General features: G+C 65.4%; 22 protein-coding genes. 14 read left to right on the top strand and 8 right to left on the bottom strand.

Annotated elements, in window-relative coordinates:
• Positions 1 to 436 precede the first annotated feature (436 nt).
• The 12 genes from FG95_RS09640 to FG95_RS09585 all read left to right on the top strand — a co-directional run bounded on the left by FG95_RS09640 (position 437) and on the right by FG95_RS09585 (position 15,248).
• Complete coding sequence (locus FG95_RS09640; RefSeq protein ID WP_037555531.1) at positions 437 to 805, top strand: BlaI/MecI/CopY family transcriptional regulator; 369 nt, start codon at positions 437 to 439, stop codon at positions 803 to 805.
• A complete protein-coding gene (locus FG95_RS09635; protein WP_037555530.1) occupies positions 802 to 2,475 on the top strand; it encodes a M56 family metallopeptidase in 1,674 nt (557 codons plus the stop codon). The genes FG95_RS09640 and FG95_RS09635 overlap by 4 nt, the downstream gene beginning before the upstream one ends.
• Positions 2,476 to 2,625: 150 nt before the next feature.
• A complete protein-coding gene (locus tag FG95_RS09630; protein ID WP_037555553.1) occupies positions 2,626 to 3,546 on the top strand; it encodes an MBL fold metallo-hydrolase in 921 nt (306 codons plus the stop codon).
• Positions 3,543 to 4,157, top strand: a complete 615-nt coding sequence (locus FG95_RS09625; RefSeq protein ID WP_037555529.1) for a DUF4230 domain-containing protein — start codon at positions 3,543 to 3,545, stop codon at positions 4,155 to 4,157. Before FG95_RS09630 ends, FG95_RS09625 begins: the two co-directional genes overlap by 4 nt.
• 66 nt (positions 4,158 to 4,223) lie before the next feature.
• On the top strand, positions 4,224 to 4,937 hold the full coding sequence (locus FG95_RS09620) for a hypothetical protein (protein WP_037555551.1): 714 nt from the start codon (positions 4,224 to 4,226) through the stop codon (positions 4,935 to 4,937).
• Positions 4,938 to 5,003: 66 nt separating this feature from the next.
• Positions 5,004 to 5,993, top strand: coding sequence for a quinolinate synthase NadA (gene nadA, locus FG95_RS09615; protein WP_037555528.1), 990 nt, complete (start codon positions 5,004 to 5,006; stop codon positions 5,991 to 5,993).
• 118 nt (positions 5,994 to 6,111) lie between these two features.
• Positions 6,112 to 7,194: a DUF2853 family protein gene (locus FG95_RS20195; protein WP_081933090.1), complete on the top strand. Its 1,083-nt coding sequence runs from the start codon at positions 6,112 to 6,114 to the stop codon at positions 7,192 to 7,194.
• A 1,121-nt stretch (positions 7,195 to 8,315) separates the two neighbouring features.
• Positions 8,316 to 8,579: a GlsB/YeaQ/YmgE family stress response membrane protein gene (locus FG95_RS09605; protein WP_037555527.1), complete on the top strand. Its 264-nt coding sequence runs from the start codon at positions 8,316 to 8,318 to the stop codon at positions 8,577 to 8,579.
• A gap of 114 nt (positions 8,580 to 8,693) precedes the next feature.
• Positions 8,694 to 8,963 (top strand): GlsB/YeaQ/YmgE family stress response membrane protein, encoded by a 270-nt coding sequence (locus FG95_RS09600; RefSeq protein ID WP_037555525.1) that lies wholly within the window; start codon positions 8,694 to 8,696, stop codon positions 8,961 to 8,963.
• 321 nt (positions 8,964 to 9,284) lie between these two features.
• Positions 9,285 to 10,454 (top strand): efflux RND transporter periplasmic adaptor subunit, encoded by a 1,170-nt coding sequence (locus FG95_RS09595; protein WP_152567617.1) that lies wholly within the window; start codon positions 9,285 to 9,287, stop codon positions 10,452 to 10,454.
• A 41-nt stretch (positions 10,455 to 10,495) separates the two neighbouring features.
• A complete protein-coding gene (locus tag FG95_RS09590; RefSeq protein WP_037555523.1) occupies positions 10,496 to 13,912 on the top strand; it encodes an efflux RND transporter permease subunit in 3,417 nt (1,138 codons plus the stop codon).
• Positions 13,913 to 13,982: 70 nt separating this feature from the next.
• Positions 13,983 to 15,248, top strand: coding sequence for a DUF445 domain-containing protein (locus tag FG95_RS09585; protein ID WP_081933092.1), 1,266 nt, complete (start codon positions 13,983 to 13,985; stop codon positions 15,246 to 15,248).
• A 105-nt stretch (positions 15,249 to 15,353) separates the two neighbouring features.
• Here the strand turns inward: FG95_RS09585 and FG95_RS09580 are convergent, their stop codons facing one another.
• The gene (locus FG95_RS09580) at positions 15,354 to 16,148 is read right to left on the bottom strand and encodes an epimerase (protein WP_037555522.1); all 795 of its coding nucleotides are present in this window, start codon (positions 16,146 to 16,148) and stop codon (positions 15,354 to 15,356) included.
• A gap of 46 nt (positions 16,149 to 16,194) precedes the next feature.
• Here FG95_RS09580 and pepN point away from each other — a divergent pair, with 46 nt between their 5' ends.
• Positions 16,195 to 18,795 (top strand): aminopeptidase N, encoded by a 2,601-nt coding sequence (pepN, locus tag FG95_RS09575; RefSeq protein WP_037555520.1) that lies wholly within the window; start codon positions 16,195 to 16,197, stop codon positions 18,793 to 18,795.
• Positions 18,796 to 18,803: 8 nt separating this feature from the next.
• Here pepN and FG95_RS09570 read toward each other — a convergent pair whose 3' ends face one another.
• The 6 genes from FG95_RS09570 to FG95_RS09545 all read right to left on the bottom strand — a co-directional run bounded on the left by FG95_RS09570 (position 18,804) and on the right by FG95_RS09545 (position 23,797).
• Complete coding sequence (locus FG95_RS09570) at positions 18,804 to 19,124, bottom strand: DMT family transporter (RefSeq protein ID WP_037555519.1); 321 nt, start codon at positions 19,122 to 19,124, stop codon at positions 18,804 to 18,806.
• A gap of 136 nt (positions 19,125 to 19,260) precedes the next feature.
• Complete coding sequence (locus tag FG95_RS09565) at positions 19,261 to 20,175, bottom strand: alpha/beta fold hydrolase (RefSeq protein ID WP_235211520.1); 915 nt, start codon at positions 20,173 to 20,175, stop codon at positions 19,261 to 19,263.
• 102 nt (positions 20,176 to 20,277) lie between these two features.
• Positions 20,278 to 20,877: an ABC-type transport auxiliary lipoprotein family protein gene (locus FG95_RS09560; RefSeq protein ID WP_052182262.1), complete on the bottom strand. Its 600-nt coding sequence runs from the start codon at positions 20,875 to 20,877 to the stop codon at positions 20,278 to 20,280.
• An 8-nt stretch (positions 20,878 to 20,885) separates the two neighbouring features.
• Entirely contained in the window at positions 20,886 to 21,827 is a 942-nt protein-coding gene (locus FG95_RS09555; RefSeq protein WP_037555518.1) for an MlaD family protein, read from the bottom strand.
• A 9-nt stretch (positions 21,828 to 21,836) separates the two neighbouring features.
• Positions 21,837 to 22,691, bottom strand: coding sequence for an ABC transporter ATP-binding protein (locus FG95_RS09550; RefSeq protein WP_037555517.1), 855 nt, complete (start codon positions 22,689 to 22,691; stop codon positions 21,837 to 21,839).
• Complete coding sequence (locus tag FG95_RS09545) at positions 22,691 to 23,797, bottom strand: ABC transporter permease (RefSeq protein ID WP_037555516.1); 1,107 nt, start codon at positions 23,795 to 23,797, stop codon at positions 22,691 to 22,693. The genes FG95_RS09550 and FG95_RS09545 overlap by 1 nt, the downstream gene beginning before the upstream one ends.
• Positions 23,798 to 23,899: 102 nt before the next feature.
• On the opposite strand from FG95_RS09545, the gene FG95_RS09540 reads away from it, so the two are divergent.
• Complete coding sequence (locus tag FG95_RS09540) at positions 23,900 to 24,625, top strand: HAD family hydrolase (RefSeq protein WP_052182261.1); 726 nt, start codon at positions 23,900 to 23,902, stop codon at positions 24,623 to 24,625.
• Here the strand turns inward: FG95_RS09540 and FG95_RS09535 are convergent.
• Positions 24,622 to 25,914 (bottom strand): cystathionine gamma-synthase family protein, encoded by a 1,293-nt coding sequence (locus FG95_RS09535; protein WP_037555515.1) that lies wholly within the window; start codon positions 25,912 to 25,914, stop codon positions 24,622 to 24,624. The genes FG95_RS09540 and FG95_RS09535 overlap by 4 nt on opposite strands.
• Between the last annotated feature and the right edge of the window lie 9 nt (positions 25,915 to 25,923).

Genomic DNA, 25,923 nt, shown 5'->3' with positions numbered 1-25,923 from the left:
CCGTTCGCCCGGTCGCCCCCCTATCAGCATCGGGGGCAAGGGGGGTGTACGGGGTGGGGGGGGGGGGCATCAGGGACCAGACCGATGCCCCCCACCGCTCCTTTGAGCGGAACACTCGGGAACAAATGATAATATACAAGTGCCGTGCCAGTTTCCGGTCCTCGCGGATTCCGGCGCAAGACGCTGGTTAGCGATTTCTTACCGATGACGAACGGTGTCAAAAATTCCGACAGATGTGATCCTCCCTGTGCCGAAGGCATGGGGAGGGGGACCGCCGGCGTAGCGGGTGGTGGAGGGGCTGCTCCGCGCTACCACCTCCCCATCGCTGCGCGACAGGGAGGATCAACAAGCGTTCCGCTTCGTTCAGCAAGCGTTCAGCCCTTTGACTACATTTGTAGTCGCATCAGATCGACGGGTGCCAATGGGAGGGGTCCGCATGGCAGAACGAGCAAGCGAGTCGGAGATGCAGGTGCTGTCGGCGCTGTGGGACAAGGCCCCGCAGACCGCCGCCGACCTGACCCGGCGTATCGGCACCATCAACGGCTGGACGCAGGCGACGGTCAAGACGCTGCTCGCGCGGCTGGTCCAGAAGGGCGCGGTGACGGCCGAGGCCGACGGCCGACGCTATCTCTATAGTCCCGCGATCGAACGCGCCGACGCCGTGGGCGAGGAATCGCAGCGTTTCGTCGACCGCCTGTTCGGCGGCCGCGTCAGCCCGCTGATTGCGCATCTCGCCGACCGCGAGGCGCTCTCCGATACCGACATCGCCGAGATCGAGGCGCTCTTGAAGAAGCTGAAGTCGTGAGCGCCGCGGTGCTGCTGGGCGCGTGGGCCGACACGCTGATCACCACGGCGGTTCTTGTTCTGCTGGTCCTGATCGTCCGCAAGCCCTTTGCGCGGCATTTCGGCCCGCGGCTGACCTATGCCTTATGGGCGGTGCCGGCCCTGCGGCTGGTGCTGCCGCCGCTGCCTTTCGCCGACCCGGTGATCGTGATGCCCGCGCCCGTGGTTGAGGCGGTAGAGATGGCGCCGGTCGGCTTACCGGTCGCCGCGCCCGCAGCGGTCGCCGAGCCCTTCTGGTCGCTCGCCGAACTGACCCCGCCCCTCTTCGCCATTTGGGCGGCCGGAGTGGCCGCCGTGCTGGCTGCGGCGATGGTGTCGCACCGCCGATTTCGGAGCGAGGTTCTGAACGATGCCGTCGAGCTGGAGCCCATCGGGGCCATCCGGCTGGTGATGTCCAATGCGGTCGACGGCCCAGTCGCCTTTGGCCTGTGGCAGCGTTATGTCGTGGTGCCGCACGATTTCTTCGCGCGCTATGTCGCCGAGGAGCGCGCGCTGGCGATCGACCATGAACTGTCGCACCATCGCCACGGCGACCTTTGGGCAAACAGCGCGGCGCTCGTGCTGCTCGCGACCCAATGGTTCAACCCCTTCGCCTGGCGCGCGATCCGCGCCTTTCGCTTCGACCAGGAGGCCGCGTGCGACGCGCGCGTCCTGAGCATGGTCGATCGGGAGGAGGCCGATCGGGAGGGCCGCGACCGGACCGCGAGCTATGCGACCGCGATCGTCAAGGCGGCGGTCGGCCCGCGCCTGTCGCTCGCCGCACCGATGGCGGTGCACGACAATCTGCAGGAGAGGCTGACGATGTTGACGCGGCAGGATATTTCGAAGAAGCGCGGCCTTGTCGGACGGCTGCTCGTCGGCGGCGCGACGCTGGCGGTGCTCGCGACGACCGCGACGCTCGTTCCGGCGGGGATCGTCGTGGCGAAGGCGCAGACGGCTGATGTCCCGGCGCCGCCCGCTCCGCCCGAAGCGCCGCTGCCGCCCGAAGCCCTCGAGGCGCCGGGGGTCATGGTCTTCACCGAGCATCGCGACGATGTCACGACCGACGAGAGCGGCAAAAAACGCGAAGTGCATCGCATCGTGATCCGCGAGGATGGCGCAAAGGCGCCCGCCGCCATGTCCGCCCGCATCGATGGCAAGGACGAGGCGCGGCGTATCGAAATCCGCACCCCCGGCAGCCTGTCGCGCGACGATGTGCTCGCGACGCTCAAGGAGCAGGGCATCTCGGGCAAGCGCGCCGAAGCGATCGCCGACAGGCTGGAAGCGAAACGCAAGGAGCGGATCCGCACCGTCATGGCGCCGATGCCCCCGATGCCGCCCCTGCCGCCGATGCCGCGTGTCGCTTGGTCGATGGACGGCAAGACGATGATCATGGGCAAATGCGGCGACGGCACGAAGGCGGCGCCGCTCGTCAAGCAGGAAGAGACGGACGGCAACAAGCACAGCAGCGTCCATATGTTCTCCTGCGGCGACACGGCGGAGAGTGGGGCAGCACGGCTGTCGGCGCTCAAGAAGGCGCGCGACAGCTTCGCCCAGGCCAAATGGGCGCACACCATGTCGGAGGAGATGCGCGCCAAGGTCGCCGCCGATCTCGAAAAGGCGATGGCCGATATGGAGAAATCGGGCCACTGAGCCCGACCAGCTTCGACGCCGGCCTTTGCTCCCCGGTGGGGCCGGCGGCAGGGGCGGGGAAGGGAGCGGCCCATGTCGCTCCCTTTTTCGCGTCCCGATTTTTGGCCTTCGTCCCTTTTCCTTCGCGGCGTGCGATGCCACATGGGCGGCATGAGCGACGAAAAGCCATGGCCCGACAGCATCCGCGCCGGCGAGTGCGAACAGCATGAGCCGCTGGTGCGCCGCGTGCTCGCGCCGAACCCCTCACCCTATACCTTCACCGGCACCCAGACGTGGATCGTCGGCGCGGGCAGCGATGTGGCGGTGATCGATCCGGGTCCGACCGGGGCGGGGCTGAGCATCGGCGATCCCGCCGACATCAACGGCGCGGGGCATGTCGATGCCATCCTGCGCGCGGTGGAAGGCCAGCGCGTCGCGGCGATCCTCTGCACGCACACCCACCGCGACCATTCGCCTGCCGCCGCGCCGCTCAAGGAAGCGACCGGCGCGCCGATCATCGGCTGCGCGCCGCTGGCGCTCAACGACGATGGCCCGCGCGCCGATTCGGCCTTCGACGCCGATTATGCGCCCGACCGCATCCTGACCGACGGCGAGCGGATTTCGGGCGACGGCTGGACGATCGAGGCGGTCGCGACACCGGGGCACACCTCGAACCACCTCTGTTTCGCGCTCGTCGAAACGGGGGCGCTGTTCACCGGCGATCATGTGATGGCCTGGTCGACCAGCGTGGTCAGTCCGCCCGACGGCGACATGGCGGCCTATATGGCGAGCCTGTCGAAACTCTATGATCGCAGCGACTGCGTCTATTACCCCGCACACGGTCCCGCGGTGACCAGGCCGCGGCAACTGGTGCGCGGGATGCTCGGCCATCGCAAGCAGCGCGAGCGGCAGATATTGCGGGAACTCGAAAAGGGCACAAGCGTCATCCCCGAGATGGTCAAACATATGTACAAGGGGCTCGACCCGCGGCTGACCGGGGCCGCCGGCCGATCGGTGCTCGCGCATCTGATCGATCTTGAAAATCGAGGCCGCGTCGCGCGCGATGCCGAAAGCTGGAGGCTGGTGGCGTGAGCAAAGGCCCGTTCCGCGCCGCTCTGGTCGCGATCCTCGCGCTCGCGCTGTTCTTCGGCTGGCGCGCCTGGCAGGACTGGCAGCGCGGCTATGATCCCGAAACCGTCGTCGCTGCGAGCCTCCAGGGATTGCAGGAACAGAATGTGCTGGTGCCCTTCACCGCGCGCTATGTCGCGGTGGTGACCTCAACGCAGAGCCGGCTCGGGCTGAGCGCGAAGAAGACACTGATCATGCCGGGCACCGTCCGCTACGAACTCGACCTCGGTAAGCTGAAACAGTCGGACCTCGACTGGGATGCGGCGACCAATGCGCTGACCGTCACGCTGCCGCCGCTGCGGCTGGCGGGGCCGGAGATCGATATCGATGCGATCAGCGAGTTTCGCGACGGTGAAATCCTGCTGACGCTGACCGACGCCGAACAGACGCTCGACGCCGCCAATCGCAAGCGCGCGCAGGAAGAGCTGATCAAGCAGGCAAAGGGCGCGACGCCGATGCGCCTCGCGCAGGGCGCTGCGCGCGCCGCGGTCGAGCAGAGCTTCGCGATGCCGCTGAAGGCCGCGGGCATCGACGCGAAGGTGACCGCGCGCTTCGCCAACGCATCGGCTGGGTAAAAACCGGGCTTTTCGCGCTTTTGCCGCTACGCTATTCTTCTGTCGGATCGGGCAGGGGGAATGGGCATGGCTACAACGGCAGGCGGCGCCGCGCGCGTCGAGCTTTTCTGGCATCGCATGGCGATCGGCCTCGCGATCTTCATCGTCTTCGGTTTTCTGCAATTCGCGCTGCGAGGCTTCGTCGATCCGGTCGCGGCGCCCTTTTGGGTGCATATCCACGGCGTGGCGATGCTGGCGTGGCTGGCGTTGCTGATCGCGCAGCCGACATTCGTTTCGCGCGACAATCTGGCGCGGCACCGGCAACTCGGGCGGATCGGCGGGCTGCTCGCGATCTTCATCACCTGCCTCGGCATCTTCACCGGCGTCGCGTCACTCGTCCTGAACCGTTTCCCGCCCTTTTTCACGCCGCCCTATTTCCTCGCGCTGACCGTGACCGAGTCGCTGGTTTTCGGCGCGATGGTCGCGTGGGCGCTCCGGCGGCGGCGTGCGACCGACTGGCACCGGCGGCTGATGATCGGCGCGACGATCGTGATCCTCGAACCCGCGCTGGGGCGGCTCCTTCCGATACCGATTATGGGACCATGGGCGGAGCCCACCGTCGCGCTGTGCCAGATCGCGGTCGTCGCGATCGTTGCAGCCTATGACCGCCGGACGCGCGGCGCGGTGCATCCGGCGACATGGGCGATCGGCGCGGTTGTCATCGCAACGCGCATCGCCATATCGCTGCTGTCGATGACGCCTCCCGTCATCGCACTCGCGGAGCGTCTGGCTGGCTCATAGCCGAATTGCCCTGCCGCGGGTCGCGGTGTAGGGGGGCACCAAGGCTAAGCCATATAAGGAAACGCCATGACTGCTCCCATCCGCGAGAATCTCTCGGGCCTCGACCTGCGCGCCGAAATCGAACGCCTCCGCAAGGAACGCAATGCCGTCATCCTCGCGCATTATTATCAGAAGCCCGAGATTCAGGATCTCGCCGATTTCGTCGGCGACTCGCTCGAGCTGTCCCGCAAGGCGGCCGAAACCGACGCCGATGTCATCGCCTTTTGCGGCGTCAAGTTCATGGCCGAGACCGCGAAGATATTGAGCCCAGAAAAGATCGTGGTCCTGCCCGACATGGACGCGGGATGCAGCCTTGAGGACAGCTGCCCGCCCGAACAGTTCAAACGCTTCCGCGAAGCGCATCCCGATCACATCGCGCTGACCTATATCAACTGCTCGGCGGCGGTGAAGGCCTTGAGCGACATCATCGTCACCTCGTCGAGCGCCGAGACGATCATCAGCCAGATTCCGGAAAGCCAGAAGATCATTTTTGGCCCCGACCGCCACCTCGGCGGCTATCTCAACCGCAAGTTCGGGCGCGATATGCTGCTGTGGCCGGGGGTGTGCATCGTCCACGAGGCGTTCAGCGAGACCGAGCTGCTGAAACTGAAGGCGCAGCATCCGGGCGCCCCCGTCGCCGCGCACCCCGAATGCCCGCCGCATATCGTCGATCACGCCGATTATGTCGGGTCGACCAGCGGCATCCTGCAGTTCGCGAAGAGCTTTCCCGGCGACACGCTGATCGTCGCGACCGAGCCGCACATCATCCACCAGATGGAGCTCGCGCTGCCCGAGAAGAATTTCATCGGCGCGCCGGGCGCCGACGGCAACTGCAACTGCAATATCTGCCCCTATATGGCGCTCAACACGATGGAAAAGCTCTACCTCGCGCTGCGCGACCTCAAGCCGCGGATCGAGATGGACGAGGATCTTCGCCTCGCCGCGCGCAAGAGCCTCGACCGGATGCTCGAAATGGCATCGGGAACGGTAGGCAAGGGCGACCTCGGCAAGCGCTAGCCCGCTGCATTATTGCATTCCTGAAAAATGATATAAGTTCCGGCTCCTAAGACGCGAGTCTCGCCCCCCGTGCGAGCGTCTGACGGCGAACCCTTGCGTCTGGCAGGAGGATAATCGCATGGCAGAAGATTGGCTGGCGGATGTCAGGAAATATGTCGCGGACGCCGACAAGACGGTGGTGTCGACGATCGTCAAATATCTGGGGATCGCGCTTCGGAACCGCGATTCCTCGCTGGTTTCCTTCAGCGACAAAAAAGAAACCGACCGCGTTCGCGAGAATTTCCTTAAGAAGAAGCTCGGGTTGACCGACGACGATGCGACGCTCGATGCCGCGATCGCCGGTGTCGGCGAGCGGATGAAGGAAGACCGGACGAAGAACCGCGTCACCGTCTATTATCTCCTCGCGCAGCATTTCGGCCTGCTGAGCGTCTTCGGCGGCGTCGCGGGTGCTGCCGGCGCGGCTGCCGGACTGGCTGCTGCAGGTACGACGGGCGGCGCGGACAAGGACGAGGAGGAAGCCGCGCCGGTGGCGCCGCTCGCTGCGGCCGTCCCCCCACCTTCCGCGACGGCCGCACCCGTTGCACCCGCGACGCCACCGCCGCCGCCCTCGACGACTCCCCAAGCCGCCTATTCGAGTGGCGGCGGCGACGACAAAGCCGGTGGCGGCATGGGCTGGCTCGGCTGGCTCCTGCTCGCACTGGTCCTGGCAGCGCTGCTTTTCTTCGGACTGCGTTATTGTTCGAAACAGGAAGCCGCGGTGGCGCCGGCGACCGACGAAGCTGCTGTCAGCGAAACGGTTGCACCCGCCGACAGCGAAGCGACACCGACCACCACCGCCGCCATTCCGGAAGGCGCGGGCGTTGTCGCCGCGGATCGCGAAGGCAAGCCGATGCTGACGGTCTATTTCGATACCGGGAAGTCCGAGGTGTCGAACGATCTGTCCACCGCGGCAGCGGCGGTAAAAACCTATCTCGACGCCAACCCCGCCGCAATGCTGGCCGTGTCGGGCTATAACGATCCGACAGGCAACGCGGCCGCCAACGCCGAACTGTCGAAGAACCGTGCGCAGAGCGTAAAGGCGGCGCTCGAGAAGCTCGGCTTCGCCGCCGAAAGGGTCGTGCTTGAAAAGCCGGCCGAGACGACCACCTCCGGCGCGGACAATTCGGCGGCGCGCCGTGTCGAGGTGACCGTGAAGGGCTGATTTGTCGCCCGGACAGACATGAGGGGCTGGCCCAGCCGGGGTCCGCCCTCTTTTTATCTGGCGCGAGTCGCGAGTCGTGCCGTTGCCCGCGAACCGAGTCGATGCCGCGACAGGCTCTAAAAATGCTGCAACCTTGTTGCAAAATTGCTGCAACGAATCCGCTTGTTGCTAATGCCGGACTTATCCACAAGCACGGGGTGTTTCTGGCGCCTTTTCTAGCATTTTTTGTTGGCGGCCCGAACGCTTCATGTCAGCTTCAAATCATCGGACGACAGATACGTCGGACCATCGGGACATCAAGGGTAGTTGCAAGACTAGCCGGAAGAGAACGAACGGACCGACGAGGAAATCGATCGATAGCCCGATCACGGAACGTAGCGATTCCCACGAGTTGATACGAACCCGATCGGGTACGGGAAATGCAGTCCATCGCTTGGACAGCGACCGCTTCGGCGGACGCAAGAAGAGATGATGAAGGGCTTTCCAGGTGCGGCCGGCCCCCGAAAGGGGGCCGACCAAACCGTCGCCGGATTGCTCCGGCGTGCGCCGCGACGCATCGTTTTGCGGGCCGCTGATCGCAAGAGAAGCGGACCGGGATGAAGCGAAACGGAGCCAGCAGGGCAAAACCGGATAGTGGGGGTTGGCAGCGATGCCGGCCCCCATTTCGTTTGCGCGGGCTGAATGGGTACCGCAGCGCGCGTCATCTGATCCGCGTCCCCGAGTGAAGACGAGGGGGGCTATGCGAGCGAAGTCGAGGCAGAGGGCGCTGGTTCTCGCTTCGCTCGAACGAGCCCCCCCTCGTCTTCACTCGGGGACGCGGATGATTCAGATTTCGCGCAATTGGCTCTAGGCGCGCTCCACCCGAGATTATTTTCGCGACTGTGGCTTTCGTCACACCAGCGTCAAATGCGGCTGCTTACTGTCATGTTGCGACCCGGAGACGTTCCTGATCAGGAATCGATCCCCCTTTTCCCGGCCGCGCCCGGACGGGCCGGCCGGGAACCTTTCGGTCCCCGACCGCATTATCCCGATATCGCTGAAGCGATGTCCGGGCACGACCGGACGTTCCGATAATCGCCGGCCGTCGGCGCATGCCCGGCCGGTTCAGGGAAGGGAAAATCATGGGTTTGATCATCACATTGATCGTCGGCGGCATCATCGGCTGGCTGGCAAGCATCGTCATGCGTACCGATGCGCAGCAGGGCATCATCCTGAACGTCGTCGTCGGTATCGTCGGCGCGTTCCTCGGCAATTTTCTCGGCAGCTTTTTCGGCATGGGCGCCAGCCTCGACACCTTCAGTCCGGTCGGCTTGCTCTGGGCCTTTATCGGTGCGGTGGTGCTCCTGGGGATCATCAACCTGATCCGGCGCGGCAGCGTTCGCTGATCGGCATGGCGGCCGCGTTGTGTCGCCGCCATTCCGCTAGGCGATTTCAGATATTTGGGTTACCAATGAGGGGCCTGCAGGGTCAGGCGCCAACACGATCGTAGGGGTGATCTTATGACTTGGATTATTGCAATCATCATGGGCGGTATCATCGGCTGGCTTGCCAGCATCGTGATGCGTACCGACGCCCAGCAGGGCATTTTCCTCAACATCATCGTCGGCTGCATCGGGTCGATCCTCGGCCGCTTCCTGTTCGGCAGCTTCCTCGGCGGCGGCCATCTGCGCGGCGACGCCTTCGATCCGATGACCTTGCTTACCGCTTTTATCGGCGCCGTGATTCTGCTCGGGATCGTCAACCTCGTGCGCCGCGGTCGCGTACGCTGACCGCCGAACGACGATAGCCGGTCCCGGCGGGGCCGGCGCAAAGAAAAAGGGCGGCCGCCGCAAGGCGGGTCGCCCTTTTCTATGCCCGCAACCACTGGAATTCGCGTGACAAAGCGTCTATGGCGCGCGATCCGGGGCGCAGGGGGGATGGCGAAGTTTCGCCTCTTGCCAGTGGTGATTTAATTAGGTAATACACCTCGCAGAGGATTGATCCTGTTGTGCGGGATCGGGGAGGGCAGGCGCATCCGCGCCTTCCGCGTCACGATGCCGCGCATGGCAGGGAGGGTTTTGGGCGTGAACTACGAGCGGAAAGTGGATTCGATGGACAGCCTGGCGGGCACGCAAAGCTTTTATGAGGACGCCGACGACAGCCGGCGCAAGCGGATGCGGCTGATCGTCGCGCTGGTGCTGATCGCGCTCGCGCTCGGCGCGGCCTATTACGCCTTCACCAGCAGTAAGGGCGCGGCCGATGCCGAGGGAGCGGCGGGTTCCGCGGCGGTTCCGAACGTCACTGTGGTCATTCCGGGCCGTGTGTCGGTAGAGGCGGCGATTGCCGCCAACGGCACGATCGCGGCGCGCCGCGAAATGCCCGTGGGCGTCGCGGGCGAGGGCGGGGAGGTCGTTCGCGTCCTCGTCGAGCCCGGCCAGTGGGTCGGCGCCGGGCAGACGCTGGCGGTGATTGACCGTTCGGTGCAGACGCAGCAGGCGGCGAGCCTCGCGGCGTCGATCCGCGTAGCGCAGGCCGACGCCGAGCTGGCGCAAGCCGAACTCGAGCGCGCGCAGGCGCTGGTGGGCCGCGGCTTCATCTCGAAGGCCGATATGGATCGCAAGCGTGCGACCCGCGACGCCGCCAATGCGCGCGTGCGCGTCGCGCAAGCGCAATATGCCGAAGCGACAGCGCGCAACGACCGGCTCAACATCGTCGCGCCCGCCGCCGGGCTTGTGCTGACGCGGCAGGTCGAACTGGGCCAGATCGTCGGCGCGGGCAGTGGGGTGCTTTTCCGCATGGCGCGTGGCGGCGAGATGGAAATGCTCGCGCAGATGGCCGAGGCCGACCTCGCGCGCGTCAAGGTGGGCACACGCGCGACCGTCACGCCGGTCGGCACCGACGTTCAGATTGCCGGGCAGGTGTGGCAGGTATCGCCGGTCGTCAATATGGATACGCGCCAGGGCATGGTTCGCATCGCGGTTCCCTATTCATCGGTGCTGCGTCCGGGAGGATTCGCCGACGCGCGGCTCGTGTCGGGCACGGCGGAAGCGCCGCTGCTCCCCGAAAGCGCCGTACAGAGCGGTGCCGAAGGCAATTTCGTGCTGATCGTCGGCAAAGACGACAAGATCGAGCGCAAGCCGGTCAAAGTCGGCGCGGTCAGCGATGCCGGCGTATCGATCGCGTCGGGTATCACGGGCAACGAACGGGTCGTGACGCTCGCCGGCGCCTTCCTCAACGTCGGCGACAAGGTGAAGCCGGTACTGCAGAAGTCGTCGCAATAATCCGGTCATCGGTATCGCATTCGCACAAGGGCGTCTGAGTCATGAGTTTCCGCAACATTTCCGCTTGGTGCATTCGCAATCCGGTGCCGCCGATCGTCCTGTTCGTGCTGCTGTTGCTCGCGGGGCTCGTCAGCTTCAACCGGATGGACGTCAACGACAATCCTGACGTCGAATTTCCCGCGGTGCAGGTGATCGTCAGCCAGCCCGGCGCGGCGCCGACCGAGCTCGAGACGCAGGTCACCCAGCGCGTCGAGGCGGCGGTTCGCGGCGTGAGCGGCGTCGACGAAATGTCGTCCTACGTCAGCGAGGGCAGCAGCCGAACGATGGTGCAATTTGCCATCGGTACACCGATCGACCGCGCCTATAATGATGTCAACCAGGCCGTGCAGCAGATCCGCAGCGACCTGCCCGACGGCATCCTCGAGCCGCAAGTCGTGCGCGTCGATATCGCCGGCGGCCCGATCACCTATTTCGCGGTCGAGGCGACCGACATGACGCTGGAGCAGCTGTCGTGGTTCGTCGACAATACGGTCGCGAAGGAACTGCTCTCGATTCCGGGAATGAGCCAGGTCCGCCGCTCGGGCGGTGTCGATCGCGAGATTCGCGTGATCCTCGATCCCGCGCGCATGCAGAGTTATGGCCTGACCGCGAGCCAGGTGAACCAGCAGCTGCGGCAGGTCAATGTCAACGCCGCGGGCGGGCGCACCGAGATTGCGGGCTCCGAACAGGCGGTGCGCGTGCTCGGGAATGCGGGCAGCGCGTATCAGCTGGGCGAAACGCGCATTTCGATCGGCGATGGCCGCACGATCCGCCTCGCCGATGTCGCCAAGGTCACCGATGGTTATGCCGAGCAGCGCAACCTTGCGAAAATCGCGGGACGCCAGGTGCTCAGTTTCTCGATCGAGAAGGCGAAGGGCGCGTCGGACGTCACGATCCACGACGAGACGATGAAGAAGCTCGAAGAGATCAAGAAGAACAATCCCAAGGTCGATTTCAAGATCCTGTTCACGCGCACCGAATATACCAAGGAGCAATATCGCAGCTCGATGGCTGCGATGATCGAAGGCGCGGTGCTTGCGGTTGTCGTGGTCTTCCTGTTCCTGCGCGACTGGCGCGCGACGCTGATCAGTGCGCTCGCGATCCCGTTGTCGGCGATCCCGACCTTCTGGTTCATGGAGATGATGGGCTTTTCTCTGAACGGCCTGTCGCTGCTCGCGCTGAGTTTGGTCGCGGGGGTGCTCGTCGACGACGCGATCGTGGAGATCGAGAATATCGTCCGGCACATGCGCATGGGCAAGACGGCTTATCAGGCTTCGATCGATGCCGCCGACGAGATCGGCCTTGCGGTCGTCGCGACGACGATGTCGATCGTCGCGGTGTTCCTGCCCGTTGCGTTGATGCCCGGCGTGTCGGGGCAGTTCTTTATCCAGTTCGGCATGACCGTCGTCTTCGCGGTGCTGATGAGCCTTGCTGTTGCGCGCATGATCACGCCGATGATCGCGGCCTATTTCCTGTCGGCGCAGGGCGAACAGAGCCATGCCGAAGGGCCGTGGATCGACCGTTACGAACGGGTGCTCGGTTTCACGCTCGACAGCGCGAAGCAAAAGGTCGTGAAGGCACGGTACGAGGCGTTCCCGACCCGGCTGATCTTTTTCCTGGTGCCGTTCATTGTTGCGGGCGTCGCCGTGCTGGCACTGACGTTCCAATATTTCCAGCCGGTGCCCGCGGGTCAGGATGCGCCCAATCCGGCGCTGCATTTCCTGCTGATGACGCCGCTGTCGGCGATCATGGCTTTCCTGCTGACGAGCCTGCTGATGATCTTGGGCGGGGCGCTGGCCTATGCCGCGGGTATGCGGCGTTTCGCCTTCACCAACTGGGCAAAATTCATGCTTCAGCGCGCCTATGCGCGGCTGTTCGACCATCGCGTGTGGATCGTGGGCATCGGCATCCTCGCCTTTGCGTCGAGCATCGGGCTGTTCATGATCCTGCCGCAGCAGTTCCAGCCGACCACGAACAGCGATTACAGCCAGATCCGCTATGAATTGCCGCCCGGCTCGACGCTTTCACAGAGCGAGACGATCGCGGACCAGATCAACGCCATCCTGCGCGACGACCCGGTGGTCGAGAATGCCTTTTACGACGTCAATGTCGGCGGCGGGAATGCGTTCCTGACGCTGAAGAAGGATCGGCCGGTCACCAGCGTCGAATGGGAACGCGGCCTGCAGCCCAAGATGGCGGCGATCCCCGACGCGCGCGTGTCGTTCCAGAGTCAGTCGGGCGGTTTTTCGGGCCGCGACATCACTTTCATCGTCGGCGGCGACGATCCGGTGGCGCTCGAACGCCATGCGCGCAAGATCGTCGATGAGATGAGCAAGCTCAAGGAATTGCGGGCGGTTCGGGTCGAGGGTGATATTCCGCGCCCCGAAATCATCGTCAACCCGCGCATGGACCTCGCCGCCGAACTCGGCGTGACGACCGCGGCGCTCAGCCAGACGATCCGCATCGCGACGCTCGGCGACATCGACCAGAATGCGGCGAAATTCTCGCTGTCCGATCGTCAGATCCCGATCCGCGTGCTCCTGTCCGAAGATTCGCGCCGCAGCCTTGCGACGATCGAGAATCTACCGGTTCCGACGTCGCGCGGGACGACGGTTCCGCTGAAGGCGGTCGCCGAGATCGGCTTCGGTGCCGGGCCGACCGAGCTGCGCCGCTACAACCAGACGCGGCGCATCGTGATCGGCGCCGACCTCGCGCCGGGGCTGGTGACGGGCGATGCGCAGAAAAAGATCGACGCGCTGCCGTCGATCAAGAACATGCCGCAGGGAATTCGCAAGGTCATCCAGGGCGATGCCAAATGGCAGGCCGAGATGCTGCAGAACTTCATGATCGCGGTCGTGTCGGGCTTGATGCTGGTGTTCGCAACGCTGGTGCTGCTCTACCGCCGTTTCCTGTCGCCGCTGGTCAATATGTCGTCGCTGCTGCTGGCGCCGCTGGGCGGCCTGCTCGGCCTGCTGATCACGGGCATGGAAGTGTCGATGCCGGTGTTCATCGGGCTGCTGATGCTGCTCGGCATCGTCGCGAAGAACTCGATCCTGCTCGTCGATTTCGCGATCGAGGAAATGGACAAGGGCATCGGCAAGACCGCGGCGTTGATGGATGCCGGCCGCAAGCGTGCGCAGCCGATCGTGATGACCACGGTCGCGATGGTCGCGGGCATGATCCCCACGGCGATATCGCTGTCGGGTGACGGCGCGTGGCGCGCGCCGATGGGCGTGGTCGTGATCGGCGGGCTGATCCTGTCGACGCTGCTGACGCTGTTGATCGTGCCGGCCGGTTTCAGCCTGGCCGACAGCATCGAAAAGCGCCTGGGCCGCTTCTTCTCGACTAACCTGCTAACCTACAAGCCGGGCGACGACACGCGGCCGCATGCGGCGCCCGCGCCAGATCCGGCGGAGTGATGAACGGCAACCGGCGCGGCGACCGACCGCGCCGGTTGCAACCTTTGCCCTGTTTCGCCATTTGGTTCGCATGACCGACATCGCTTCCAGCCGGCCGATGGGCGTCGCCATCGCGGCGAAAGGCTCCAATATCCGCGTCGTCGCGACCGGCATGCTGATCGTGATGGCGCTCGTCTTCATCGGCGCGAAATATTTTCAGGATGTACATCCCGCGGTCGGCTTCGTCCGCGCCTTTGCCGAAGCGGCGATGGTCGGGGGGCTCGCCGACTGGTTCGCGGTCACGGCATTGTTCCGCCATCCGATGGGTCTGCCGATCCCGCATACGGCGATCATCCCGCGCAACAAGAACCGCATCGGCGATACGCTCGCGCGCTTCCTGCTCACCAATTTCCTGCTGCCGCGCCTGATCGCGCGCAAGATGCAGACGGTCGACGTCGCGGGTGCGGTCGGCAAATTCCTGTCCGAGCCGGGCGAGGGCGGCGGGCGGCTGCGCCTCGGCGCGTCACGGATCATCGCCGACGGGCTCGGTGCGCTCGACCAGCAAAGGCTCGGCGGCATGGTCAAATCGGCGATCGCCGATCGCCTGCGCGAACTCGACGTCGCGCCACTGCTGGGACAGGCGTTGCAGGCCGCGCTCGCCGAGGGGCGGCATCAACCCCTATTGGATGCGATGGTCAAATGGGGATCGAAGACGCTCGAACTTAACGAGCATCTGATTCACCAGATGGTCCACGACAATAGCAACGCGATCGTGCGCTTCACTGGGCTCGACGAGAGCATCTCGAACCGCATCGTCGCCGGCCTGTCGAAACTGCTGAGCGAAATGGCGGTCGACGAGACGCACCCGCTGCGTATCCGCGTCGAGGAAGGGCTCGCCAAGATGGCGCTCGACCTCCAGCACGACCCCGAGGTGAAGGCGAAGGTCGCCAAGGTCCGCGACGAATTGCTCGAGAACAAGGCGGTAAAACGCTGGCTCGATGGCCTGTGGGAGCAGGGGCGAAGCGCGCTGCTCAAGGCGGCGCGCAACCCTGACACGATGCTTGCGGGCCGGATCGGCGAACTCGTCACGCAATTCGGCGCGATGCTAGGTGAGGATGCGGGCATCAAGCGCACGCTCAATCGCTATGCACGCCGCGCTGTCGTCGGTATCGTCGACAGCTATGGCGAAACCGCGCTCAAGCTGGTGTCCGACACGATTCGCGGCTGGGATGCCAAGACGATCACCGACCGGCTGGAAAATGCGGTCGGCGACGACCTCCAATATATCCGCATCAACGGCACGCTCGTCGGCGGATTGGTGGGCGTGCTGATCCATACGGTCGATGTTTTGATTTGAGATGGATCGGCCAATCCCGTTTGTGCTGAGTTTGTCGAAGCACCGTCCTTCTTCTTGCGATGCTGAAGGGAAGAACGGCGCTTCGACAAGCTCAGGGCGAACGGGTTAGGGGAGGCAGGCCGCCAGACCCTCACGAAACGTTGGGTAGCGCGGCGTCCAGCCAAGCAAGCGTTTCGCTTTGCCGTTCGCGACGCGGCGGTTCTCGGCATAGAAGGCACGCGCGGCGGGCGACAGGCCGGCTTCTTCGAGCGACTGCAGTTGCGGCAATGGCGCGCCCAGCATCGCGCAGCCCCATTCGACGAGCCGGTTCTGGGGACAGGGTTCGTCATCGGCGAGGTTGTAGATTCCCGCCGGGCCCCGGAATGAGGCGATCACGCCGCCTGCGATATCGTCGATATGGATGCGGCTGAAAACCTGATCGGGCAGGTCGATGCGGTGCGCTCGCCCCTCGCGGATGCGATCGAGGATCGAACGGCCGGGACCGTAGATGCCGGGGAGGCGAAAGACGCTCACCTCGCTGCGCAGCGTTGACCAAGCCGCATCCGCGGCGTTTCGATCGGCGCGGCGGCCCTTGACCGGGGCGCTCTCGTCGACCCACGCGCCGCGCGTATCGCCATAGACGCCGGTCGAGGAAAGATAGCCCGTCCAGGCGGCCGGAGCGAGCGCGATGGCCTCGCCATAGCGCGCGAGCACCGGGTCGCGACCTTCGGCCGGCGGAACCGACGAGAGGATATGCGTCGCGCCGCGCAATGCCTTGTGCACCGCGCGCTCGTCGTCGAAGGCGATGCCGCCCGCGCGCCCGTCGCGCGTCGTTCCCTCGACCTCCCACCCGCGCGCGCGCAGCCGTCCGGCAAGATGGCTCGCGGCATAACCCATTCCGAAAATCAGCATCTGTGCCATCGCGCGCCTTATTGCGCGTCGGCGGCGTCCTGCCTAGATCGATTGGATGACCGACCTCTCTTCCACGCCCGCCGTCCCCGTCACCATCCATCGCGGCGATTATCGCCCGCCCGAATGGCAGGTTCCGGACATCGCGCTCGATTTCGCGCTGGGGCTCGACGAAACGAAGGTCGCCGCGGTGCTGTCGGTCGTGCGTCATGCCGATGTGCCCGCGCCGCTCGTGCTGCGCGGTGACGGGCTGACCCCCGCCGCGGTGCGCGTCGACGGCGAGAGCTGGAACGACTGGCACATGGACGGCAGTGACCTGATCGTCGATCTGGGCGAGCGGATCGCGGCGACCGTTGAAATCGAGACATTGATCAACCCGGCGGCGAACACCCAGTTGATGGGCCTCTATGCCTCGAACGGCATGCTTTGCACGCAATGCGAGGCCGAGGGTTTTCGCCGCATCACCTTCCATCCCGACCGGCCCGACGTGCTGAGCCGCTACAAGGTGCGGATGGAAGGCGACAAGGCGGCGTTCCCGATCCTGCTGTCGAACGGTAATTGCATCGAGCGGGGAGAGGGTGAAGGCAGTACGCACTGGGCATTGTGGGAAGATCCGTGGCCGAAGCCCTCCTATCTCTTCGCGCTCGTCGCGGGCGATCTCGTCGTCAACAAGGACAGCTTCACGACGATGTCGGGGCGGAGGGTCGAACTCGGCATCTGGGTGCGTGAGGGCGACCTCGATCGCACCGGCCACGCGATGGAGGCGCTCAAGAACAGCATGAAATGGGACGAGGAGGTCTATGGCCGCGAATATGACCTCGACCTGTTCAACATCGTCGCAGTCGGCGATTTCAATATGGGGGCGATGGAGAATAAGGGGCTCAACATCTTCAACACGCGCTATATTCTGGCCGACCCCGACACCGCGACCGACCTCGATTATGACGGGGTCGAAGGCGTCGTCGCGCACGAATATTTCCACAATTGGTCGGGCAACCGCGTCACCTGCCGCGACTGGTTCCAATTGTCGCTGAAGGAAGGCTTCACCGTCTTTCGCGACCAGAATTTCTCGGCCGACATGGGATCGCCGCCGGTCAAGCGGATTGAGGACGTCCGTCTGCTCCGCGCGGCGCAATTCCCCGAGGATGCGGGGCCGCTCGCGCATCCGATCCGTCCCGATAGCTATCAGGAAATCAGCAACTTCTACACCGCCACCGTCTATAACAAGGGCGCCGAGATTATCCGGATGATGCACACGATGGTCGGCGCCGAACGCTTCCGCAAGGGCACCGACCTCTATTTCGAGCGCCACGACGGCGAGGCGGCGACGTGCGAGGATTTCGTCCGCGCGATCGAGGATGGCGCAAAGGTCGATCTAGCCCAATTTCGCCTGTGGTACGGGCAGGCGGGTACGCCGCGGATCACCGCGCGGATCGAAACCGACGCGGCGAGCGGCGATTATACGCTCCATCTGGCCCAGGCCGTGCCGCCGACGCCGGGGCAGCCCGACAAGGCGCCGATGCTGATCCCGCTGCGTATCAAGGTTCATGATCCGGGCGGCGGCCACGGGGAAGAGGCGGAGCAGCTCGTGCTGCTCGACCGCGCTGAAATGACGGTGTCGCTGGGGCGCTATCGCAGCCGGCCGATGCTTTCGATCAACCGCGGTTTTTCGGCGCCGGTGATCGTCGATTTCGCGCGTGAAGACGGCGAGCTCGCATGGCTCGCCGCGCACGACGACGATCCGTTCGCGCGCTACGAGGCGTTGCAGCAACTGATGCTCGATACGCTCGTCGCCGCGGTGTCGGGCAAGGGCGGCGCCAGCGGCGCGGTGATCGAAGCCGTGGCGCAGACGCTGGCGGGCCGCGCCGACGACCCCGCCTTCGTCGCCGAGGCGGTGCTGCTTCCCAGCGAAGCCTTTATCGGCGACCAGATGGTGACGGTCGACCCCGATGCGATCCGCCGCGAACGGCTGGCGTTGCAGGCTGCGATCGGTGCCGCGCTCGAAGCCGAATGGCGGTCCGTCCTCGTCGGTGATGCGCCCGCGGCGACCGACCTGTCGCGCGACGCGAAGGGCGGCCGCCGCCTGCGCGGCGTGGCGCTCGCCTATCTCGCCGCGGCAGGTCTCGGCGATGCGTCGGCGCTGGCTTTTCGCATCTTCTCCGGCGCCGACGGAATGACCGAGCGGCAGGCGGCGCTCGCGACGCTCGCGCATGGCGACAGCGAAGAGCGGGTAGCGGCGCTCGACATCTTCTATCAGCGTTATCGCGACAATCCGCTCGTGCTCGACAAATGGTTCCAGGTGCAGGCCTGGTCGCTGCGCCCTGATACCGTCGATGCGGTGAAGGAACTCGCGCAGCATCCCGATTTCACGCTGGGGAATCCCAATCGCGTGCGTTCACTCTATGGCGCGCTGACGGGCAATCAGGCGGCGTTCCATCAGGCCGACGGGACGGGCTACCGGCTGATCGCCGACCTCGTCATCGCGCTCGATCCGAAGAACCCGCAGACCGCGGCCAGGATGATCCCGCCGCTCGGCCGCTGGAAACGGTTCGACGAGGGTCGGCAGGCGCTGATGCGCGCCGAGCTCGAGCGCATCCTCGCGCAGCCCGGCCTGTCGCGCGACGTGACAGAGCAGGCGTCGAAGAGTCTCGCTGGCTGATCATGCGGTTAGGCGGGGGCGAAGAGCTTCGTCCCCGCGACGCCGATGACGATCAGCGCCATGAAGCCAAGCTGTACGGCGCTCACCTTCTCGCCGAACAGGATGATCCCGCCGATAACGACGCCGATCGCGCCGAGTCCGGTCCAGATCGCATAGGCAGTCCCGGCTGAAATACCGCGCATCGCAAACGCGAGCAGCGCCATGTTGAGGAAACTCAGCGAAACGGGAACGATCGAAGCTTGCCAGCTGCCGATCGTCGCCGCCCATTTCAGGCTGAGCGCCCAGATGATTTCGGTGACAACGGCGATCGCGAGGATGACCCACGCCATGGCATGGTCCTTTCAAGTCTGCGGGCTCGAAAGGACGGGCGCAGCCGGAAACCCGAAAGAGGCTGCACGCAGCGGCAGCAACCTGCCGTGGCCGCGCCTCTAGGCGCGCCGTGCGGCAAAGGCAAGCGGTGCATGCTCAGCCCTTGGCCAGCCAGGCGAGGAGCTCGGCGTTCAACCGTTCGACATGCGTCAGCGGCAAGCCGTGTGGCGCGCCCTCGTAGATGCTGAGCGTCGCATTTGGGAGGAGCGCGACGGTTGCCGTTGCGGTCAACGCGAGCGGCGCCGAGGCGTCGCGGTCGCCGTGGACGACAAGCGTCGGGACGTTGATCTTTCGTACATCGGCGCGAAAGTCGGTGGTGAAATTCGCTCGCGCGAGCTGGGCTGCGCCGAGCAGCGAGGTCGACATCATCATATTCTGGCCCCATGCCACCATCGCGGGCGAGGTCTCGGGGGTGAAGAAGGGTTTGGTGTTGGCGGCGATCCACGCGGGGAAGTCGCGCGCAAGCAGGTCGGCGCCCGCTGCAAGTGTGGCCGGATCGATGCCATCGGGATTGTCGGGACGCTTCACCAGGCAAGGGGTGATGGTGCCGACGAGCACGATGCGCGCGACGCCGCGGCCGCCGTGCCGGGCGAAATAGCGCGCGACCTCGGTGCCGCCCATCGAATGCGCTACGATGGTTACGCCGTCGAGCTTGAGCCCGTCGATCACCGCCGCCAGATCGTCGGCGAGCGTGTCATGGTCATAGCCGCGCCCCGGGTCGGCCGAGCGGCCGTGCCCGCGCCGGTCATAGGCGATCGCGCGACGGCCTTTGCGCGCGAGCGCGAGCATCTGATAACCCCAGAAATCGGACGGCAGCGCCCACCCCGAGAGGAACAATACGGGCTGGCCCGCACCCCAGTCGCGGACGAACAACGACGTTCCATCCTTTGCGGCGACGAAGCTCTCGGCGGGCCGTTTTGCGTCCGGGGCTGCGGCAAGGGCGCGCGTCGGCGCCAAAAAGGCGCCCGCCGCGGCTATGCCTGCCAATGTCATGATTTCGCGTCTCTGCATCCGTCCCTCCTGTCGATGTGATGGAGCGACGATAGGGCGATGCCGGCGGCTAAGCGATTACCTCAGGGGTAATCGAAACAGATACGGCGGACGGAAGGATTTCTATCCGCCGAGCCATCCCGCGACATCGACCGCGACCTTGTTCGCGGCGCGGGTCAGCGCTTCGCCGACGGCCTTCGCCTCGACCTTGCCGCTGATCGGCTCGCGCGCCTCGAAGCGGCGCTGGGTGACCGTCTTGCCGCCCGCGGCGACGAGCATCGCCTGATAGGCGACGACCACCTCGTTCGAACGCGCATCGACGCCGAATTCCATGAGCTGTCCCGCGAGCTGTTCGCCCGGCGCGGTCAGATATTGTCCCTCGTCGAGCACGACGCGCGAGGTGCGCGCGGCGACGGTTTCGGACACCAGCCGCTGGAACAGGCGCGACGGCGCCTCGACCCATTGCGCATCCTTCACATAGGTCACGCTCGCATCATCCTGTTGCACCGGGATGCGCGTCGTGCGCAGCTTCTGGGGTGCGGTCGGGATCAGGATGGTCAGCGTCGCCGCCTCGGCAGCGGTGCGCGCGGCGCCCGCCTGCGGCTCGGCCTCGGGATCGAGCGTCAGCAGGAAGGGGGGCGTCTTGCCGCCGAGCCCGATGCAGCCCGACAGCGTCGCGGCCGCGACAGCGGCAATGAGCGGGGCGCGAAATCTACGCATCATGGGCATCCTCATTCCTTGTAATCGGGCAGCTTGCTGCCGCCGAGCAGCGCGCCGGCGCCCTGCTGGTCGAGTTTGTCGGTCAGGCTCGACAGCGAAGCGGAAGTGCGGCGCAGGTCGCGGATCAGCGCGTTGGTTTCGGGGATCGTCGTTTCGCTGAACGTCTTGAGACCGGGCCGCGCATCGGCGATCGCCCCTTCGAGCGTCTTCATCGATTCGTTCGCCGACGCAAGCGTGTCGCGCAGGTTGCGCATCGCCGGGTCGACGTTGCGGTCGATCGTCCCCTGCGTCGCGGCGGCGAGGCTGCCGATCTGTTCGGCCGCCTGGCCCGCCTGCTGGACCGCGATGCGCGTGTCGGCGAGCGCGCGTTCGAGTGCGGGGCCGTTGCGCGCGAGCGTCGCGGTGGTCGCTTCGATATTGTTCAATATATTGGCGAAGCTTTCCTGATTCTTGTCGTTCGCGAGTTCCGCGAGACGCTCGCTGAGCGTCGACAGGCGCTGGAGCAGTTGCGGCGCGGTGTTGAGCAGTTCGCCGAGCCCGCCGACGCGCGTCGGGATCACCGGCTTGCCGGCGGGGCCCTTGTCGGTGATTGGCGGCGCGCCCTTGACCGCGCCGTCGAGCGAGATCTGCGACACGCCCGTAAAGCCGACGCCTTCAAGCGCGGCGGTCGTACCCTGGAGCACCGGCACCCCTTCGTTCACCTCGATGCGGACGCGGACGAACTGCGGATCGTCGGGCCAGAGCGCGATCTCGCGCACCTGTCCCGACGGCACGCCGGAGAATTGCACCTGCGCGCCCTTGTTCAGCCCGTCGACCGACTGTTTGAAAAATATGTCATATTCGCGTTTCGTGCCGCCGCTGTCATTGGCGAGCCAGACGACGAACACCGCGAGCGCCGCAGTGAAAAGGAGGACGAAGGCGCCGACGAGGACGTTGTTCGAGCGTGTTTCCATCAGCTGTTCCTATCGCGCGCGCGCGGTTTGGTTCCCGCCCGCTGCAGCACGGCCGCGCGGCCCGTTGAAATAATCCTGTATCCACGGATGTTCGGTGGCAAGCAGTTCGGGAATGGTCCCCACCGCGATCACCTTCTTTTCCGCGAGCACCGCCACGCGGTCGCAAGTGGCGTAAAGCGTGTCGAGATCGTGCGTGATGAGGAAGACGGTGAGGCCCATCGTATCGGCGAGTTCGCGGATCAGCTCGTCGAACTTGGCGGCACCGATCGGGTCGAGGCCGGCGGTCGGCTCGTCGAGGAAGAGCAGCGCCGGGTCGAGCGCGAGCGCGCGCGCGAGCCCCGCGCGCTTGACCATCCCGCCCGACAGCTCGGCTGGATATTTGGGTCCGGCATCGGGCGGCAGGCCGACCATCTCGACCTTGTAGGCGGCGATTTCGTCGAGCAGATTCTTGTCGAGCCGCGGATAATATTCGCGCAGGGGAACCTGGATATTTTCCGCGACGCTCAGCGTCGAAAACAGCGCACCGCCCTGGAACATCACGCCCCAGCGCCGCCGCAGGTCGCGCGATTCCTCTTCGTCGGCGATCGTGTCGAGCGTCTTGCCATAGACTTCGATTTCGCCCGCGGCCGGCGTTTGCAGCCCGATGATCGAGCGCATCAGCACCGACTTGCCGGTGCCCGATCCGCCGACGACGCCGAGAATCTCGCCCGAGCGCACGTCGAGATCGAGCCCGTCGTGGATCACCGCGTCGCCGAACTGGTTCTTGAGCCCGCGGATACAGATGGCGCGCTCGAACTTCTCGGGCCGCACGGCGTCGGCGGCGGCCAGCTCCTCGCGGATTTCGATATCGGTCTCTTCGGCCATCAATTCCATCCCAGCGACGAGAAGAAGACGGCGAACATCGCGTCGAGGACGATGACGAGGAAGATCGCGGCGACAACTGCGGAGGTCGTCCGCTGCCCGACCTCTTCGGCGTTCTGGCGCACCTGCATACCTTCATAGCATCCGGTAACGCCGATCAGGACGCCGAACACCGGCGCCTTGATCAGCATGATCCAGAAATCGGTCATCGGGATGATTTCGCGCAGACGCTGGATATAGGTGAGCGGCGGGATGTCGAGCCCGACCCAGCAGAAAAGGCCGCCGCCCGCGATCGCGCAGAGGCTGGCGTAAAAGCCGAGCAAGGGCATGGTGATCGTCGACGCCGCGACGCGCGGCAGCACGATCGCTTCCATCGGCGAGACCCCGATGGTGCGCATCGCATCGACCTCTTCGGTCAGCTTCATTGTGCCGATCTGTGCGGCAAAGGCCGAGCCCGAGCGGCCGGCGACCATGATCGCGGTCATCAACAGGCCGAGTTCGCGGATCGAGGCGCGGCCGACGAGATTGATCGTGAACACCTCGAGCCCGAATTGTTCGAGCTGTACCGCGCCCTGCTGCGCGATGACGATGCCGATCAGGAAACTCATCAGGCCGATGATCGGCAGCGCGTCGACGCCGACGGTCTGGAAGCGCGTGACGATCGCGTTCCAGCGCAGACGGCGGCGCGCGCGAATCTGATTGAAAAGGGCGACGATCATCGCGCCGAAAAAGCCGATGATGCCGAGCAGTTCGTGCCAGATCGCGACGCTCGCGGTGCCGACCTGTTCGAGCATCCGCATCCACGCCGGGCGGCGGTCGCGGTGGACGCGATATTCGCTCTTGTCGCTGGCGAGGGCGTCGAGCAGGCGCTTTACCTCGGCGCTCGCGCCGACGACCTGAGACCCATGTTCCTTGGCGGTGCGCGTCACGATCCACGCGCCGACCGTATCGATCCGGTCGATCGCCGACAGGTCCAGCGTCGCGATCGCACCGAGCGCGTCGAGCCGCGCGGGCACGTCGCCCAGACGGGCGAGCGTCAGTCGGCCTGTGAAGCGGACTTCGGCGCCGTCAGCTCCATCGCTATGTTCGAAATCCGCCCTGGCCACCATCGTACGGGCGACATTGTATTATTTGACCCATAACGGCAAGCAAATCCATGGTGTAGCTTACGATGTCTTGGCGGTGCCAAGTCGCCCGACTAAGGAACGGGGATGGACGATCCGCTTGTCACCGCCATTCCCGATTATGCCCACCGCGTCGCCGTGTACGACATGGACCGGACGATAACGCGTTCAGGGACTTACAGCGGGTTCCTCATCCATGTTGCGCGGCGGCGGCAGCAATGGCGGCTCTTGCTCCTGCCACTCGTCGGCCTGGCGGGCGCGGCCTGGTCGCTGCGCCTGATCGACCGGTCGCGGCTGAAGGCGATCAACCTCCGGCTGCTGGTGGGAAAGCGTTTTCGCCGCGCCGAGATCGCGCCGCTTGCCGAAAGCTATGCCGACAAGGTGGTGGCGAGGGGATTACACCCCGCGGCGCTCGACCAGATCGCCGCCGACCGCGAGGCGGGATACCGGCTGCTGCTCGCGACGGCGTCCTTCCATCTCTATGTCGACGCGATCGCGCGGCGGCTGGGGATCGACGACGTGCTCGCGACGCGGCTCGACGAGCCCGACGGCGCCGACCACATCCACGCGCGCCTTGCCGGCGAAAATTGCTATGGCGATGCAAAATTCGCCCGCATTTCCGACTGGCTCGCCGCGAATGACATCACGCGCGAGGCGGCGCATGTGCGCGCCTATTCGGATCATGTCTCGGACCACCCAATGCTGTATTTTGCCGACGAGGCGGTCGCCACGACGCCGTCGCGTAGGCTCAAACTGCTCGCGCCGAAAATGGGCTGGCAGGTGGTCGACTGGCGCGCGCGGCGCGGTCTTTAGACCGCGTCGAGCGCCTGCGCGAAGTCGGTGATCAGGTCGTCGGCATCCTCGATCCCGATCGACACGCGCACGAGATTGTCGGTGATGCCCAGCGCTTTCTTGCGCTCGTCGGGGACCGACAGGTGGGTCATCGCCGCAGGATGGCTCGCGAGTGTCTCGGTGCCGCCGAGGCTGACCGCGAGCTTCGCGATCTTGAGCGCGTCGAGGAAGCGGAAGCTTTCGGCCTCGCCGCCCTCGATGAAGAGCGAGAAGGTCGATCCGGCGCCGGTGCAGTGGCGGTCGTAGATGTCTTTCTGACGCGGATCGGTGATGAAGCCCAGATAGCCCAGCCCTTCGACCTTGGGATGGTCGCGGAGGAAGGTGCAGACCTTCAGCGCGTTCTCGCCCGCGCGGCTCATTCTGAGTTCGAGCGTTTCGAGGCTGCGCAGCAGCATCCATGCGGTGTTGGGATCGCAGATCGTGCCGATCGTGTTGCGCATCGGGCGGATCGCGTTGATCAGCGCCTGATCGCCCGATACGCCGCCGGCGACGAGGTCCGAGTGGCCGCCGGCATATTTGGTGAGGCTGTAGACGACGAGTTCGGCCCCTTGTTTCAGCGGCTTTTGCCACAGCGGGCCGAGGAAAGTATTGTCGATCGCGATCGCGGGTTTCGCCTCGCCGGGGAAGGCGGCGTCGCGCGCCGCGCGGACGGCTTCGACATCGACGAGCGCGTTGGTCGGGTTCGCCGGGCTTTCGAGATAGACGAGCGCGACCTTGCCGCCCTTTTCGTCGGCCAGCGTCTTGGCCCGGGCGAGGATCGCGTCGATTTCCTCGCGCGTCGCGCCGGCCGGGAAGTCGACGAAGCTGACGCCGAAGCGCGACAGGATACGCGCGATCAGCGTTTCGGTCGCGGCATAGAGCGGGCCCGAATGGACGATCACGTCATTCTGGCCGACGAGCGCGAGGAGCAGGGTGGCGATCGCCGACATGCCGCTCGAAAAGACGAGGCTGTCGTCGGCGCCGTCCCAGACCGCGAGGCGATCCTCGAGGATTTCCTGGTTCGGGCCGTTGAAACGCGAATAGACGAGGCCGTCGGCGGGCCCTTCGCGCTTGCCGGTGATATGCTCGAAAAAGCGCTTGCCCGCCGCCGCGCTTTCGAAGGCGAAGGTCGAGGTCAGGAAGATCGGCGGCTTCAGCGAACCTTCGGACAGCACCGGGTCGTAGCCGAGTCCCATCATCAGCGTTGCGGGGCTGAGGTCCTTGTCGCCGATCTTCTTGCTGTTCGTCTTGGGTTTGCCGCGCATGGCCATGGGATGCTC

The organism is Sphingopyxis sp. LC363 (assembly GCF_000756385.1).
Classification (GTDB): Bacteria; Pseudomonadota; Alphaproteobacteria; order Sphingomonadales; family Sphingomonadaceae; genus Sphingopyxis.
Note: the sequence above shows the minus strand (reverse complement) of the source record. Positions and strands in the feature narration are given on the sequence as shown.